The following is an 18,153-nucleotide window of genomic DNA, read 5'->3' on the forward strand; positions in this document are numbered from 1 at the left end:
TCACCACCTATAAAACGTTTAGGCCAATAAGCAAGGGATAAAATAAAAGTCCAGAGAAAATTCTGGACCTTTTTTGCTTATTAATTAATTGTGATTTTATTTTTTACGACTGTATAGGATAATCATTCCTGCCACTCATAAAAGTGAAGCTGAAATTGCTACATATGCTCATCATGGCATATTTGATCTAGCCACTTTTAATTGTGTGATAATAGCTGAACGAATAATATTGTCACTAGCTTGGAAAGCAGATGAGTTAAGAATGTTGCGCAATGCAGCTACTTGTTGTTTTGTAATGTTTTCTTTTGGTGTTGAAAGAATGTTGAAGTAATTGTTACTTTGTAATTCATTAGCTAGGGCATTATAGTTATCATTTCCACTAGCTGTGCTTAAAGCTTGTGCTGCTTGGTTGTAAGCTACTTGATCATTATTAGCTAAGGCATTAACTAGGTTTTCAAGATCACGAGCTTGAGTTTGCAAGTTAGCAACTTTGGTATTAAGTTCATTTGCTAGAGCAGTATTATTAGGATTTGCCACCACTGTTTTACTTGCAGTCGCAATAGCATTATTTAAGTTTGCTAAAGCTTGGTTATATGCTACTGTATCCTTAATATCACTGGCTTTATATTGATTTAAAGCATCAATTAAGGCATCTGCATTAGCTAAAGCTTTGCTTAAGCTATTAATATCAGCAGATTTTTCAGCTGGAGCATATGAGCTAATATCGCTAGCTTGTTTTTGAATGTTACTTAACGCTTGTTTATCAACATTTGGTAAAGCATTAATTGCATCTTTAATTTGAGTATTAATGTTATTTAGTTCATTACCAACTTTATCATTTTGTTCTTGAGCTTGTTGAATTACTTTATTTGCATCAGGTAGATTCATTGTTTGATTGTATGCTTGTTTGAATTGTTCTTTAGCAGCTGGAGATAAATTATTCAATCCATCTAAAATATGGTCGATTTCAGGAACTTTATTACCAGCATTTTGGTAAGCAGTATCTGGGAATTGATTAATTTGATCTGCTAAAGTCTTAACATCAGCTAGAGCTTTACTTAAAGCTTCAGTTTTACTTTGGTCTGTAGCTGATTGCATTTGATTTACAGCTTTAAGAGCATCATTTGCTTGATCAAGTGCATTTTGATATGCATCTTGTAAAGCTTTTGGTGCATTGAAGAACTTGTTACTATTACTTAATTGAGAATCTGAAGCAATTTGTTCACTAGCTGCTTGCTTGATTTTAGCTAAGTTTTCATTACCATTTAAGTCATTTAAAGCATTCTTTAAGTTGTTTAAATATTGTTCAATTGCGCTTGGGACATTAGAGTCAATTACTTGACCTGTGGTTTTATTTAACACAGCATTTGCATCATTTAGCGCTTGCATGTAGGCTTGTTGCTTATCAGCATCTGCATAAGTATATTTAATTGATGAAATTGGAGCATCCTTAAGAGCTGGTGCAATATCTTGCACATAATTACTTAAGGCTTTCATGTTGTTTTCAAGTGCGCTAGCTTTTGTTCCAATTGTGTTAATACTATTTTGGTTAACATTAGGTTGAGCTAATGCATTTTTAATTTCATTATATAAAGCTTGTTTTTGAGCATCATTTAAGTACTTGTCACCTGCAATTTGATTAATGATACTTGCTGCACTATTAGCAAGTTCTTGTAACTTAGTTTGAGCTTTTAATGCTTGTTCTGAGATATTTTGATCAGCTAACATCTTGTTTGAATTATTTAAGATGTCATTTGTAAATTGAGGTGCATTGGCTGCTAAAGGTACAGCATGAGCAACTGCATTAGCTAAATCATTTGATTTAACTAAGTAATTAAGTTTGTTTTCTTGGTCTCTTAAATCAAAGTAATTTTGATCTTTAGCACCATTTTGTAGCATTGTTGATAATTTATCTAAATCTTGGCTTAGAGCTTGTGAAGGAGTTAAACTGTGAGCTGCAATTTGGTTTTGAATTCCTTCAACTGTGTCTTTTAGCTTAGTTAAAGTATTGTTATATGCATCATTTAACTTAGTTGTTACTCCAGCAAGATTATTAGCAGCATTTTGATAGAAGTTTTTATCTTGATTTGCTGTATTTAGGGCCTCTGTAGCTGAATTAATAGCTGTTTGCATTTGTTCTCTAAGGTCTTTTGCTTTTTGGTCATCTTCTTGACCACTATTAGGAGTAAATTTAGCAAGTGCTTCTTTAGCTTGTGCTAAATTAAAGGCTAGAGAATTCTTATTAATAGCATCTAATAATTTGTCTGTTGCAGCATTATTAATTTCAGTTGAGTTAGTTGTACTTGTTTGAGCAACATCCTTAGCATTTTGTAAAGCAGTTTCTAATTCTTTTGATCTAGCATTTGCAGGAATTGCTTCAGCTTGCTTAATGGCGTTTGCTAAATCATTTTGACCTAAGGCATTTAATAGTTTATTAGCTTCTTGATCAAAGAATGCTTTATCTTTATTTGCTACTGAAACATCTGAATTATTAAGCATTTTTAAAGCATTATCTTGTAGATTTTTTAAGTCAGCAGAAACTGGTTGAGAAGCTTTTAATGCTTTATCATAGGCATTAAATAATTCTTGCTTCTTAATTTGGTCTTCAAGAGCTTTAGTTGCATTTTGATAATCTTGAGTTGTTGAATCAGAATTATCTAAAGCATTTTGTGCTGGGCTTAAGGCTAAGTGTTTAAATGTTGGATTATTAGCTAAGTTAGGGTCAACATTATTGATTGCATTTGCTAATGTATCTTTAGCGATTGCTTTGTTAAGATCATCTGTTGCTTTAACGATATCTAAAGCAGACGAATTAGGGTTGTCAATTAATCCTTGAGCAGAGGCTACTTGTGCTTTTAAAGCTTCGCTTTGAGGATTTACTGCAGCAGCTTGTTTAATTGCATCTGCTAATTTATCTTTTAGTTCTGAGACAATTGTATTGGCTGCTGTAGTTGCTTGTGTTAATTCGTTTGCAGCATCATTATAGAATTTTTCATCTTTATTTGGTGTATTTAAAGCAGTATTTGCAGCTTGAATAGCTTCTTTTAATGCATTTGCTTTATTAACCACAGCTTGTTGATCTGGGGTTAAGCTTTCTCCTGCTTTAGGTGTAAATTCTTCTAATGTTTTATTAGCACTAGCAATAGCAAGAGCTAATTTGTTTTTATTTAATTCTAGAGTTAAGTTTTCGTATGCTTGAATAACTAGTTGTAATGGTTTATCATTCTTATCTTTTAAGTTGGCAGCTGTCATTTGAGGCACTAAGGTGTTAAAACTTGAACTTAAAGCACGTGAACTAGTGAATTGAATTGCTGCTCCACCTAATTGAATAATAGCATTAGAATCCTTCATCGCATTTGCTAATGAAGTTGAAATTTGTTCAGGAGTTAATTTAGCTAATTTTTCTAATTCAGCTTCCATCTTGTAGTAGTCAGCATTAGCAGTTAGTTTGTTATATACCTTTTGATATGCTGGGGTGCTTGATACATTTTCTTGGAATGCAGTTGAACTTACAGCACTAGGTACTAGACCTTGAAGGCTTTGAATATTTGATGTAAAGTTTGAATAGTAAGCTTGTAAAGCACTATCACCTGGATTACTTATGCTTGTTTGCAATTGATTTGCATATGTATATAGTCCATTGCCATTAGTATTTGTATAAACAGCAGGTGTAGCAGCTTGAATTGCTTGTTTTAATTCTAATGAAAGAGTATTGTATGTTGATCCATCTTGACTTTGATCATTAAAGGCATTAATTTTGGCTTGTCAATCAGAAATGAATTTATCTGCTATATTCATTTCAGCCATAAATTGAGCAGAAGCTTGGTTTGCAGGAACTAAAGTTTTAGCCTTATTTACAAGTTGAATAAATTTATCAAGGTTTATAGCTAATTTAAGTTTTTCACCTTGAGAGATAATTGCTTGATTACTTGTTTCAGGATTATCTAAAGCAGCTTGAGATTGATTAATAACTTGTTTTAAGAATCCTTCTCTTGTACCATTTTGTTCATTAGCATCCTTAATAATATCTTTTAGAGCTTCTCTAGCTTGGTGAACTAATAAGTCTCTAGCTACTGTATTATTTAACTTATTAACTGCTTGAGTAACTTGTTCTGGAGTAAGGTTTTCTTGAGCAGTTGTTTTAGCGTCATTGATTGCTTGAGCAATGTCAGGAAGGTTATATTTAGTATTTGTTTCTGTAGCTTTTTCAATTGCTTTGTATAAAGGTTCCTTAGTTAAAGCTTGAGATAACTTATTAATTTGGTCTTGATATTGAGCTGTTTCTTTATTATTTGCTACTGTTTGAGCAGCTGCAATAGCTTGTTTTAAGTTATCTGATGGATTTGTAACTTCACTTGCTTGCTTAATAAGTTTTTGTAACTTATCTAAACTTTCAGCATTCTTTAATTTATTAATTTGAGCTTGAATTTGTTCATCTGTAGGAGCACTTTCTCCATTTACCATATCAGATAAACTCTTTTCGACTTCTTTAATAGTGCTAGTTAAGTCAGCACCAGGGTTTGTAATTTGATCACTATCAGCAAGAGCTTTATATAATGGAGTTAAAGCCACTACATTTTTAGCTTCTTGAGTAAGTTTCTTAAGTTGATCTTCTGTTACATCTGGACTTGTAGCACTGTTTAAAATCTTAGTTTTAGCCATTTGTTGATCAGCTGGAGATTGTTCATTAATTGGTAATAAGATTTTTGCGATATCACCAACTTGCATACCTTGAGATAACTTAGTTAATGAGCTCTTAAGTTCATTAGTTAATTCAGTTGCTTGTTGTAATGATAAGTTTTGTTCATTAGCTAATTGTTCAGAGTATGGTTTATAGACTGTTTCAGCTTGGGCTAAGGCTTTTTCAAATGTTTGTTTAATTTCACTATTTGGCATTTGTTTGTATGCAGTTTCATTATCAGTTACAAATGTTTTTGCTGCATTATATGCTGCTTGTAATTGGTTCATTTGTTGAGAAAGAGCTTTAATATCAGTTACTGGAGTATTATAGCTAGCTAAAGTAGTTTGACTTGAAGCTATTGAATTAATGTTTGCTTCAAGCGCATTCTTTTGGGCTTGAGTTAAGTTAATATCTTTTGCTATTACAGCATTAATATTGCTTGCAACTGCACTCATTAATTCTTTAGCTTTGGCTTGATAGTTAGCTAATGTTCTAATAAGAGGGCTAGCAGGCACATTAGTGCTTGAAGTATATGTAGGATTTGTTACATAATTTCCAACTATTGTTTGAGCAGCTGCAATATCTTGAGTTAATAATTGGTTATATCCATTTAAGGCATCAAATTGAGTTTGTAATGCTTGAGTTCAAGTAGCAATTTGACTTGGATCAATATTTGAAATAGCTTCTACATTTTCAACAGGACTAAATGCTGCATTAAATGCATCTAAATTACTTGCTTTTTCAAATAGCAATGGGTCACTAGCTTTAACTTTAGCAATTTGATCTAGTAAATTACGTAAAGCTTGCATGTTGGTATTTAATTTACTTGCATCTGGTTTAACTAAAGGCTTGTGTAATGTTTTGCTTAAGTTAGCATAACTTGTAGGTAAGGCATTTGCAACTTCCGTAATACTTGTTGTAGTAGTATCAAAGATGTTTTGATTCATAATTTCTTGAGTTAATGCATCTTTTTGTGCCTTAGTTAAAGCACTATCAGCACTAAAGTTAGCAGCTAAGTTAGCTTTTAGATCATTAATTTGGCTTACTTGGTAAAGTACAGCTTGCACTTTTCAAATTCATTGTGGTTGATTTGTTTGGTTAATGTCAAAGTCATTAAATGAAACTGAATTTTGAGCTAATTGTAAAGTTGCAATTGCAATTTGTTTATCACTTGCAGTTACATTAGGTAATGAATTAATATATTCAGTTGCTTTCTTAACAATGAATTGATTTATTTGGTAATAGTAAGTATTGTCAGCATTAGATTCAAAACTAAATGTTGCTTTATTTAATTTTAAAGCATCAGTTTGATCTTGAGCTTCGCTCTTGCTGTATAAAGGTGTAACAACACCATTTGCAGCATTAATTGCGCTGAAGTATTTATCAAGTACATATTGAGCATAATTGTTAACTGCTTGGTATCTACCATCTAGTTTAGCTATAACTTGATTTAATGCATTATTTAAGCTTTCTACATCTTGAGCACTGTATACAAATCAGTTATATGGCATTGCTTTAGTAAATGTAGTTGTTTGAAGCACACTAGGTAAATTATTGCTTTTCATTGCAGCAAGAATGTCGCTAGTAGCTGCATTAGAAGCAACAAATGAGTTAACATCAGTTAAATTGCTTTGTAAAACTTGTAAAGCAGTTGATAATAAAGCGATTAATTCACCATTTGCTTGAGGCATTGTGAAGTTTAATGAACCATTTGTTGCTGTAACATACTTGTCATAGTTAAGCAATCCATAGAATTGTCCATTTTTAAATACTGAATTAGCTCCAGTTGTTAATGTAGCTACTGTATTTTGCAATTGATTCATTGCACTAGCAATATTTTGCATTTTTGTATTTCAATTTGTGACATTGCCAGCTAATACTACATCATCAGCATTATTTGTATTATTTGTGTAGTAAGTGTCGTATAAATCTTTTGTTAAGAAATTATATTGAGCTTGGTTTAATCCACCTACTTGAGGATTTTCTTTTGCTAAATCTCTATATTGTGCATATAAAGTTTTTAAGTTAGTTACAAAAGCATTTAGTAAGGCTTTTTGGGTAGTTAGTAAGCTTTCAACGCTTGCTTGGTTTGTTAAGCTAGCATTTTGGCTTACAAGTAATTGTTTATATTGTTCTAAAATAGCACTAGCAAGTTGAGTATTTTGTTTTTGATCAACTTGAGCAATACTAATTGTTGTTGAAGGATAATTTGTTCCATTCTTAATGTAAGCTTGTGCATCAGATTGTCATGCATAGTTTACAGAAGCTGAATCAATTGTAGTGTTAGGATAGATATAAATATTAATTCCATTTTGTGACACAACATTTCAGCTAGGGTGAGAATTGTTACTTGTTTCAACTGTAACTGTTTGATTGCTCCCATTAGCTATTGAACTACTTGTTGCAGCGTTTTTATCAATACTATTAGTTAAGCTCGTAGTAGAGAAGGCAAAGTTAAATTGTGCAGCAAATGGGCTTCAAGTTTTATTTTGAGCTAAAAGAGCATCTTCTAATTGAGCTGTTGTAGCAATTTTAGCCATTTGCGCTTCTCTAAGTTGATAGTTTTCTAATAATCTATAAGTATTTACATCACTTTCACTAGTTGGATTAATCACTGCTTTTAATTGTGCAATATAAGCTTGTTTACTTTCATTTGAAAGATTGCTTAAGTTATTAATTACTAAACTAAAGGTATCAATATCAGTTGTAATTGCATGGTAAGCTACCGGCACAGCTTCAGGTTTTAATGAAGCAGCTTCTTGGATAATTTTATCTGTAGGTAAGTAAGTATCTTGTCCTGTTGTTGCACCATAAATAGTTTTTACAGCTTGAATTTGGGCTAATAAAGCTTTTTCAGCAGTATCAAAGTTCTTAAAGGTTTCATTATTATTTGCACCATTTGGATTGTAAATATTTGTATAGATATTATCCTTGTTAGTGTCAGCTGGTAAGTATTTATCATACATTGCTTGAGATTGGTCTACTTTAGTTTGTAATGCTTGCAATGCATGGATAAAATCAACTACTACTTGACGTGAGTTTTGTCTTAATACAAATTGTTTAAATTGATTTTTGTATCATGGTGAGTATAGAGATAATGAATCGATAATTGAATTAGCTGTATTAACAAATTCAATTGAAGTTAACTTTTGATCTGGAGTAAATCCAATACCTTTTTCAGTTTGTAATTGGGTTAATACTTTTACATAAGCATCAATAATATCTTGAATTTTTCTAGCTGCATGATTTTTATCAACAATAGTATTGCTGCTTGTATCAAAATCAGGAGTAGAAACATCTTTTCAGTTTGTTAAAGCACTGTAAGCTTCCATGTAAGCTTTTTTAGTTGCTTCAGAAGCATATAAGAAGTTGATATATTTATCAATCTTGTTTTTAGTTTCAGTTAGCGAATTAGTTCAGTTAGATTCAATTAAGAAGTTTCTAACATTGTTAATTACTTCACTATTTCCATTAATATTAGCATTATAAGCTTCAATATCACTCATATCTGGAGCTGCTTTTAATTCATTTTCAGCATTAAAAGCAGATTGTTTTAAATCATTATATTGAATTCATCATAAGTTTCCTGTATTAGCAAAGTGATTTGTATTTCAATCGCTATATACAGCGTCAATAAATGGTTGCACTTGGTTTTCTAATAATGCTCTATTATTGAAATTATATGATTGGTAAACATTAGCTGGAGAGGCAGTTCCACCTCCAGTTGTATTTTGGTTAGCAACATCAAGTAATTTTAGTTTTCAATATCCATAGTTGCTTCCGCCATTAGATCCAGTTCATTGAGTATCTGAATAGAAGACAATCTTTCCATCATATCTTAATGAGTTTGTATCTAAGAAGGTTCCTCCAATAGATTGTGCCCCATTATCAGTTGGCAATTGATCCATTCCATGATTGCTATTATCGGTAAAGAATTGTGCAGCATCTGGTTGGTCAAAAATTTTCTTAAGCACTAATTTGCTTGGATCCATTAAATTGCTGTAAGAAGAAGCCATTCCTGCAGGTCACTTAGAAATATCTGTGTTAAAGACTAAATTAAGATCAAAGGTTTGGGTTCTTTCATTGTAGCTATTACTTTTGGCTTTAGCAATTACACTTGAAGGAATACTTGAAATTAAAGTATCACCATAGTAAAGAGCATATCCATAGTTATTGGTTAAATATTGGTTTCCTAAACCATATTGATTTTGCATGTAACTTGAGATAGCTTTTTCTTTTACTTGCACAGTAATAGGTCTATAGTTGCTACGTGTGTAAGAAATTGAATCTGCAGCTACATAGTTATATCCAGTTCCACCATAGGCAGTAAAGAATGCAGAAATCCCACCTTCAGTGTTTTGTGTATTGGTAAAGGTATATGTATTAGTATTATTAATATTTAAATCAGATTGGTTATCAATAGTTTCAAATTCCACAACAATAGTAGGTTGATACTTACTTCCTCTGTAGTTCTTGTATCCGGTACTTACTTCACCATAAAATACTGAACCTACATTAGTTACGTTTTTAGTAAATGCACTACCTGGAGCTTGTGGTAAAAAAGTACCAAGTAATGTTTGTCATCTAGAATCTGGTCACCCGTTTTGATCATTAACCCCTTTTCATAGGCCATTAACACTTTCAATATTAGCTTGATAATTTGGATCAACAGTTACATATTTAAGGTTGTTTAATTGTAATGGTTTGTCATAAACATCATTGAATGTTGCACCAAATCCTGGATTAGTGAAATTATTAAAGAAAGGATTGTTTGCATTTAAATCAATAGTTGCATTGATAAATTGTTGTGGTGCATATGAATCTAAATTATTATTGTTATATACATTAGGTACATTGATATTTCCAGTTGTTAGTGGTGTAGCTGAGCTGGTATTTAGAATATCAAAAGTATATCCTTTAAAGCGTGCACCTTCAATAATTGGATATGAAGTAGAATTATAGTTTGCATCTTTAGCCAATACTGTAATTCTCATTGAGTTGTCAACAATTTGTAAGTTTTTAGTTAAAGCAAGCCCGAAAGCTAAGTTTCCGTAACTGTTTGCTTGGTAATAATTTGATGCACTTGGTTGACTATTCCAGTTAGGGTTGCTTGGAGCAAAATAGTTGTTAAATACTGCTCTTCATCTACGTTTGGTTTGCTTTTTGGCATCAGTAAAGAGATCTCCAGTACTTGGAGATGTTACTTCTTCAATTTTAACAACATTGTTAAAATGTTCATTAGCTAAAGCAACTTTACCTGAAAATGCACTTGAATATGCTACTCCATCTTGATAAACTTCACGACTTTCTGTCTTGTTATATCATTGGACTTGATCCATTCCAGGATAAATGTTGCCAAATATCGCATCATCTGCTTGGTTATTTCCATTTTTTACAATGTTAATGTAAGAATCTTTAAGGTAAGTTCCTGAGAATTCTGAATCATTCCCTCCGAATTCCTGTCTACTTGCACTTGTAGAGGCTGAAAGAACACCAATAATTGGTAGCGAAATAGCACTAACTGCTGCTAGTGGCAAAATAATTTTCTTTGTTTTATTTTTCATTTTCGTCTCCTTCATTTTTTGAGATTTTTGCATTAATTTTTACTTTATATTTATGTTTTTTTATATTTATATTATATATGAAATTTTTTGAATAAAAAGAGTGCAAAAAGTCAAAAAAGCCCATTTTAGAGGGATATTTGACATAATATGAACTTTTTGTTACAATTTGAAATAATTTTTTTACCATTTTATATCCAAATGTGGAATGAAAATGTGGAACAAAAATGAAAGACTGCTTAGTCCAAGATTCAAATTAAGTTTAAGTTTTCGAATGGTAATATGAAAATATCTTTTATAATTGTTTTTATGAGACTAAGATTTGACAAAAATGCTGAAAGCAATTTAAATGCTTCAGAATACTTAATTAAGGAATTTCCAGTGCAACTTCATCCTGGAGATGTTTTAGAAATTGGAGCAGGTAAAGGTGAAATGATTGCTAAGCTTGCTTCTTTAAATCCAAACACTAGATATATTGCTTTTGAAAAGTATCCAACTGTAGCAAATAAAATACTTAAGAAGATTAATGAAATGGGACTTAAGAACCTATTTATAGTGACTAAAGATGCAGCTAACTTAAACGAGTTATTTACTGGATCAATTGATACAATTTGATTAACTTTCTCAGATCCATGACCTAAGAATGCTCACGAAAAAAGAAGATTAACTTATAAGACATTCTTAGAGCAATATAAAGCTTTACTTTCACCTCAAGGTTGCTTATACTTTAAGACTGACAATGACAAGTTATTTGATTATTCATTAGAGTCACTTGCATTAAATAATTGAACAGTGGTTGACTATACTAGAGACTTACACGCTTCAACTTATAATGCTACTAATGTGCCTACTGGATACGAAGAAAAGTGATCTGCTAAAGGAAAAAACATTAATTTCTTAATTGCTAAGCCAAATTAAAAATGTACTTACTTACAAGTACATTTTTTGTTATTTTTGGGAAATTAAATCTTATTTACTTCAATAAAGGCTGAAAACTTCTTGTTTTTAACAATTTCAACAACCTTGAAAGTAACTTCATCATCAAGTGTATATCTAGCATTCTTGTAAAGACGTTTAGCCCCAGTACGCTTGAGTAAAAAGCTACGTAAGTCCATATCTTCTTCCTCAGGTAAAAGCAATTCATCATCAATTTCAAGTTGTTTGAATAAATCATCCATCTTTACATTAGATTGCACACGAGCTTTTTCAAGAGAAACTTCATAAATTTCTTCATCATCATCAAATTCATCGTATATTTCACCAACGATTTCTTCGATAATATCTTCAATAGTAATAATACCTAAAACATCTGTGCTGTTGTTGTTTTCAACTACAAAAGCCATTTGAGCTCTTGCTGCCCGCATCTTTTCGAGAGCAGAAGATAATATTGAGTTTGCTGAAACTAAAGGTACGTGTTTCATGTAGTCAATAATACGACCTTTTTTCAAATTAAAGATGTCTTTAAGCAAGACGATCCCGATTAGTTGGCCATCTTTTTCCACTGGTATTCTAGAGTAATTGGTTTCCTTAAAGATTTCAAGTGCATCAGCTATATTACTTTTTGATGAAATAGTAGTAACATCTTTCATTCTAATATAGTGTTGAGAAACTTTAGTTGAGTCTAAATCTAAGGCATTTTGTGCTAAAATGCTTTCCCCAGTTTGCAGCACTCCTTCTTCTTGAGCTAGTGATAGCATTGATTTAATATCTTCTTCAGAGTTAGTTACATAAACATTTTTTGACAACTTACTAATTGGATAAGTAAGTGGGAAAAAGAGTCAAAACATCACTTCATTAAAGATACAAAAGATTGTTAAATATCTTTCAGGATTACTTTTAGCTATTAATTTGGGGATTATTTCACCAAAGAGCACTAAAATTGGTGTAACAACAACTGTTGAAATAATTACAGTTCGAGGATCACCTTCTGCAAAATAAAGTGAAAGCACATAAGAAGTAAGTGCTGAGGAAGCAACGTTTACTAGGTTATTGCCAATTAAAATCGTGCTTAATAATTGATTATATTTTTTAACTTGTTTATTGATTAAGACAGCAAACTTCTTCTTTTTATCTTGCATATCATGCAATTTAGCTGGCGAAATAGTGCTATAAGCAGTTTCTGATCCAGAAAATATGCTACTTAGTAAGAATAATATGATTAATACAGCTGCAACAATACCTGTAATAAGAGGTTTATTAACATCATTACCTGTTGCACTTGTTGAGTTTTGTAAATTAGTTATAAGACTGGAATAACTGTCCATGATTTAATATCTGTTCCCTTCATTTTCATCTGTGAATTTAACATATTTACCAGTGTAAATTAAAGTGTCACTACCTGGTTGCCCATTTCTGTTCTTAGCAATTGTAACAACCACTGGAATATGTTCGTTTCTATTTGATTCTTCTTCAGAAATACCTTTTTTCAAAGGTTTTCTATTTAAGAAAATAACAGCGTCAGCATCTTGTTCAATTTGACCTGATTCACGTAAGTCATTTAATTGTGGACGCTTGTCTTCTCTATTTTCAACACTACGAGATAGCTGTGAAAGTGCCAAAATTGGAACTTTTAATTCTAAGGCTAGTGTTTTTAAAGAACGTGAAATAGTTGCAACTTCATTTTGTCTATTACCACTTGCATCACCTGCAGAAAGTAATTGCAAGTAATCAATTACAACTAAATCTAGTTTGCCTTCAAGATTCTTCATTAAGTGACGAATCTTGAAAATTATTTCAGTAATGTTGCTTTTTGGTTCATCATCAAATCAAACAACACTATCTTTCTTCATATTTTCAATAGTATGAAATAGCTTAAGAGCTTCATCACCACTATTGATTAATTTTGGATTTTGAATTTTGTATAGCTCAATACCACTAGATGTTGATAAATAACGACTTGTTAGTTCGCTAGTTGGCATTTCAAGTGAAATAAAGGCTACATTTTTAACTTCACCTTTCATATTAGCTTCATCAATGATGTTTTTAGCTATATTTAAGGCTAAAGCTGTTTTCCCGACTCCAGGGCGAGCTGCTAAAATAATTAATTGTCCAGGTTTGATCCCTTTGATATATTTATCAATAGCATAGAAACCTGAATATAAGAACTTTTGGTTTTCATCTTTGTTTTGCAAGATAGCATTAATATGTTCAGCTAGTTGGAAAGCAGCCTCATCTAGTGGAATAAATTCAGAATTCTTAATTGACATGTTGTTATTAGTTACAATAAAGTTTTGTAAGTCTTGAATACTACTATCTCAATTAATTTCTTTATTATGTCCGAAAGCTTTTACATATTCAGCATAAAATGATTCTAAATTACGCATTTTTTGTAATTCAATCAGCTTTTCAATATTAGATACAAAGTTATCATCATTGTAAAATGAAGATGCAACTTTGTTTAATATTGCAAGTGAAAGCGCACTGTATTCAAATTCTGTATTATGTGATTCAATTAGTCTTTTCACATCATTATAGTCAAATGTGATGGCTTTATTATTTGATGCACTCCGAGTAGTTTTAATTAGTTTAAAAAGTTGATGATATGCTTGATTAAAGAAAGCTCCAGGAGTTAAATAGTCAAAGGCTAGCCCTTGCTTATCTAAATCATTTAGCATATTACTTAATATTTCTCTTTCAACACTTTCGCTGTGAAATAAAGTGTCTTTTAAAGGCATTAAATCGCCAGAAATATTACGATAAGGTTTATCTTCGAAAAAACGTCTATTTCTTGACATGTTGAATGGTAATTTCTACTCTAATGTTAGCTTTAATGTCTTTATAAAGCACAGCTTCGACATCGTGTGGCCCTTCTGAAACTAGACGAACTTTGCTTAAAGCATGTTTATCTAGTTTAAATCCTAAAGCTGTTAGTTTTTTGTCAACATCTTTAGTTGATACTGAACCATGCACGTTTAAGTTTCCGTTAGCATCAGTATTAGCTTCAAGTGTATATTTAAGCACTAATTTTTCAAGTTGTTCTTTTAGTTCTAATGCGCTAGTTCTATTTTCGTGTTCATTAGCTACTAAATTGTTTAATCTTTTGTTTAATTGGTGCACTGTTTGATCGTTGTATGGAACACCAAATCCATTCTTAATTAAATAGTTTGATCCATATCCATTAGATACTTCAACTATAGTATTAGCTTTTCCATCTTTACAATCTTTAATTAATATTACTTTCATCTTTAATCTCTCTTTCACTTGTAATAATTGCATGTCTGATATTATCAACAAAGGTTTCTAATTCTTCATCTGAGACAGCTGCAGCAGTTGAGAAGTGACCTCCACCTCCAACTTGTTCACAAATTATTTGTACATTAGTTCCAATCCCTCTGGCACTAAGTTTATATAATTTAGTTCCTTTTAATCTAGCTACAACAAAGCTAGCTACTCTTCCTTTTATTTTTAAAATTTCATTAGCTGCCATTGAAATAACATCATTTGAAACTTCTAAATCACAGTAGGCAAGGAAGTAGCCCTTCTTAACTTCTTGTACATTATTTAAAATTTCTTGAATTTGTTCTTCAGTTTCATCATCAATTTTGAGCAAGTTACCTGACTTAATTACGTTAGCTCCACGAGCTTCTAGTCATGCACTAGCCTCAAATGTCCGAGTGGTTACTGATTTTGAAAATTGTGCAGTATCTAGGAAAATACCACTAAGCAATAATTGTGCACAAATTTGACTTATGTTAAGTTTATATTCCATAAAGGTCATAATTTCAGTCACAATTTCTGATGCTGAGGAAGCTGTTGTATCAATGTAAATATTTGTAATTGGACAATAGTCAATACTTTTTCCTACCCGGTGGTGGTCAAAGATAAAGATATTGTTTCTAGCTGCATTAATAATGGCATCTTTGTTATCTGTTCGAGCTACATCATTATTGTCAACTAATACCACTAAGGTATTTCCATCAGTAATCTTAGTTGCATGTGCTGGTTTGATAAAGACTTTTTCATCAAAGCCACCAGCAGTTAATTCTTCTAAATATTTTTCAGTAGTTTGATCAAATGTTACGTTACAAATATAAGCCTTCTTGCCGAAACTACGAGCAATTTCAACTACTGCATAAGCTGAACCTAGGGCATCTAAGTCAGCTAATTGGTGTCCATATACAATAACTTGTTCAATATTAGGTTCCTCTAGACGTTTAGCAAACTCTAAAGCAACAGATTTAATCTTAGTTCGATTATTATTTGACATAATTTCACTATTTGACCCAAAGTAAACAGCTTGTTGAGTATTTGAGAAAATAGCAATTTGATCTCCACCTCTGTTTTGTGCTTGCACTAAAGCTTTTTTAGCTTGTTCAAGTTTTTCTTTCAATGAAGATCATCCTCTTGCAAATCCAACACTTAAAGATAGCTTGTTAATTGAAGGGTCCTTAATATTTTGGTGGATATTGGTAAATAAACTAAAATTATCCTTTGACATTTCTTGTAATGATTTTTCATTCGTAATAACAACGAATTTTCCATTGGTATATTGACGATAAATCAAGTTATATTTTTCCATGTATTCCTTAATTGTGTCAATAACAATTTTGTTAATTAAGAAAATTTGTTCTTCAGAAAGAATTGATTGATACATTTGATAGTTATCAATTTCAATTTCACCAACTACTGGTTTTTGTTCTCATGATTCTACTTTAAATAAGTGTTCAGTTGTAATATCACGAATAACAATTGTATTTGATAAAGGTCAAAATTGAGCTTCATAAATATTTTTGTTGTTATAGAACTCAATTTTTGTTTGGTTCATGTCAACTTCTTTTTTATAGTTATTGTCTATCTTTTGGAAAAACTCATTAACTGAGACATTAATAAAGTCCTTATGGAATTTATTCTTGATAAAGTTACTGGTTCAAACAATATTTTGATCAATATCATAAATAATTAGACCAATATTGTTATTTGTCATAATCTTTTCCAAGAAGCCATTAAATGACTTATTAATTAGCTCTCTTGATTTTGCAAAATTGTAAACAGCAAAATAAAGTAGCATAATAACAATTCCAAGTATCACAAACATTCCTAGTATTGCTAAAATACCAGTTAATTTATCGGTGTGTAGATTAACTAATGCCCAAATTAAGAGGATAAACATTATTATAAATAATGTTATTAATCCTGAATAAATTCAAACTTTTTGTTTTTTTCGCATTGCTTCCTTTCAGTAATATTTAAATTATAAATTAATTCTGATTAAAGGGGTAAATTACTTTAATCTTTTTACTAGCTTTATTTAGGATAAATTAGCCACTTTATTGCAATTTTTTGCTGCTTTCTGATTGGATTTTTGCATAAGAAAACAGCACATATTTGCGCTTATTTTAAGCAAAATATTGTGCTGTTAATCATATTTTTATTCAGTTTTTACAGTTGGTTTTGTTACTAATTTTGGTGTATTTTCAAAAGCATTTTGACCAATTTCTTGTACATTTGGACATGTAATTTCGCTTAATTCAGGATTATCACTAAAGGCACTTTCGCCAATCTTTGTAACTTTAGGTAATGTAACTGTCTTCAATAAAGGATCTTGGCTAAAAGCGTATGCACCTATTTCAGTTACTTCTGGGAAGTTAGCTTCACTAAGTACAGTGCAATTAGTAAATGCTCCCGCACCAAGATATGTTGCTTTAGGTAATGTAACACTAGTTAAGGCTTGATTTCAGTTGAAAGCATATTCTCCAATATAAGTTGCTTTAGGTAATGCGATGCTGCGTAAAGAACGATCATTGTCAAAAGCATTTGCACCAATTGTTACTGCTTCAGGTAGATTAATTTCTTCTAAGGAACCACAAGTGTCAAATGCATGACTTCCAATTGTGGTTGCTTTTGGAAAATGAATAGTTCTAAGTCGTTCTGAATTAGCAAATGCCTTGTCGCAAATTGTTGTAACATTTTCAAATATTGCAGCACCTAAATTGTCTGTGTCTTTAAACACACCATTATAAATTTCTGTTATATTATCATCTTTTACAACACCATCATCTAGATTTGACCATTTTACAAGTACTTTATTAAGCACTATTTTTCCATCAATATAAGGGAATGGATTATCATCATATAGACCAAAGGCATAGGGTTGGACGTATTTTAAGTTAGGTAAACTAATTCTTCTAATATCATTAGTTCGATTGAATGCCCCTCTGATTATTGATGTAACAGTGCTATCTGATATATCACCAAAAGCATCATTTCATCTAATAAGAACACCATTTTGAACAATCTTATAACCGGTTAAGGTAGATAATAAGTTATTTGTTAAACTATCAGGAAGTGGATTAGGTAATGTTGTAACTACATTTTCTAATTTTGGAAATTCAATTTCGCTAATTGAAAAATTATAACCAAGTCTAGCATCACTGACAGCAACCAATGTAGTTGCATCAGGGCAAACTAATTTAATTCCACCAATTATGCTTCCATCTTTGTTAACTAATTTTAGTTTTTTACCTTTTGTTTTGTATATGTTATTTAAATATTCAGGGGTAATTTCTTTCACATCTTTAATGGTTAAAACATTGTCTTTAGTGTTATATGAGATATTTTCGTCGGTTGTTATAGGACTAACTGTAGGTGTGTCCTTGTCTCCGGTTCCTTTACCTGGTTCTTTTTTGCCTGGCTCTGGTGTTGGCACTACAGGGCGAGGCTTTTCTTTATTATCATTATTATGATTGCAAGATCCAGCTACCAATGGTAAAGTGGCAACGCTTGAAATTGAAGCTAATGATAATAAGATAAATAATTTATTACGTTTCATATTTATGACTTTCTTTCTAAAGGCGCTCAATTATAAATAATTGAGCAATATTTTGTCCCTTTCAATTATTATTTCACTTCTGAGAAAAAAATCAAGGTACTAATAACTCTATATCATAGGAACGGATGTCAAAAATATTGCTT

General features: G+C 31.3%; 7 protein-coding genes. 1 reads left to right on the forward strand and 6 read right to left on the reverse strand.

The window, feature by feature from the left end; genetic code table 4:
* Window positions 1–96 precede the first annotated feature (96 nt).
* Entirely contained in the window at window positions 97–10,245 is a 10,149-nt protein-coding gene (locus ACNQ2T_RS00220) for a hypothetical protein (RefSeq protein ID WP_418035684.1), read from the reverse strand.
* A gap of 306 nt (window positions 10,246–10,551) precedes the next feature.
* Here ACNQ2T_RS00220 and trmB point away from each other — a divergent pair, with 306 nt between their 5' ends.
* Window positions 10,552–11,160 carry a tRNA (guanosine(46)-N7)-methyltransferase TrmB gene (gene trmB / locus ACNQ2T_RS00225; protein WP_418006216.1) on the forward strand — a complete coding sequence of 203 codons (609 nt, stop codon included), beginning with the start codon at window positions 10,552–10,554 and terminating at the stop codon, window positions 11,158–11,160.
* A 44-nt stretch (window positions 11,161–11,204) separates the two neighbouring features.
* On the opposite strand, the gene ACNQ2T_RS00230 is transcribed toward trmB, so the two are convergent.
* The 5 genes from ACNQ2T_RS00230 to ACNQ2T_RS00250 all read right to left on the reverse strand — a co-directional run bounded on the left by ACNQ2T_RS00230 (window position 11,205) and on the right by ACNQ2T_RS00250 (window position 18,010).
* Complete coding sequence (locus ACNQ2T_RS00230; RefSeq protein WP_418035685.1) at window positions 11,205–12,506, reverse strand: CNNM domain-containing protein; 1,302 nt, start codon at window positions 12,504–12,506, stop codon at window positions 11,205–11,207.
* A gap of 3 nt (window positions 12,507–12,509) precedes the next feature.
* Entirely contained in the window at window positions 12,510–13,976 is a 1,467-nt protein-coding gene (locus ACNQ2T_RS00235; RefSeq protein WP_418019957.1) for a DnaB-like helicase C-terminal domain-containing protein, read from the reverse strand.
* A complete protein-coding gene (gene rplI / locus ACNQ2T_RS00240; RefSeq protein WP_416755094.1) occupies window positions 13,963–14,424 on the reverse strand; it encodes a 50S ribosomal protein L9 in 462 nt (153 codons plus the stop codon). Before rplI ends, ACNQ2T_RS00235 begins: the two co-directional genes overlap by 14 nt.
* Window positions 14,405–16,408, reverse strand: coding sequence for a GGDEF domain-containing protein (locus ACNQ2T_RS00245; RefSeq protein WP_418035686.1), 2,004 nt, complete (start codon window positions 16,406–16,408; stop codon window positions 14,405–14,407). Before ACNQ2T_RS00245 ends, rplI begins: the two co-directional genes overlap by 20 nt.
* 201 nt (window positions 16,409–16,609) lie before the next feature.
* Complete coding sequence (locus ACNQ2T_RS00250; protein WP_418035687.1) at window positions 16,610–18,010, reverse strand: leucine-rich repeat protein; 1,401 nt, start codon at window positions 18,008–18,010, stop codon at window positions 16,610–16,612.
* Window positions 18,011–18,153: the final 143 nt, after the last annotated feature.

Origin of the sequence: Mycoplasma haliaeeti, assembly GCF_048284645.1 — a bacterium.
Taxonomy (GTDB): domain Bacteria; phylum Bacillota_I; class Bacilli_A; order Mycoplasmatales; family Metamycoplasmataceae; genus Mycoplasmopsis.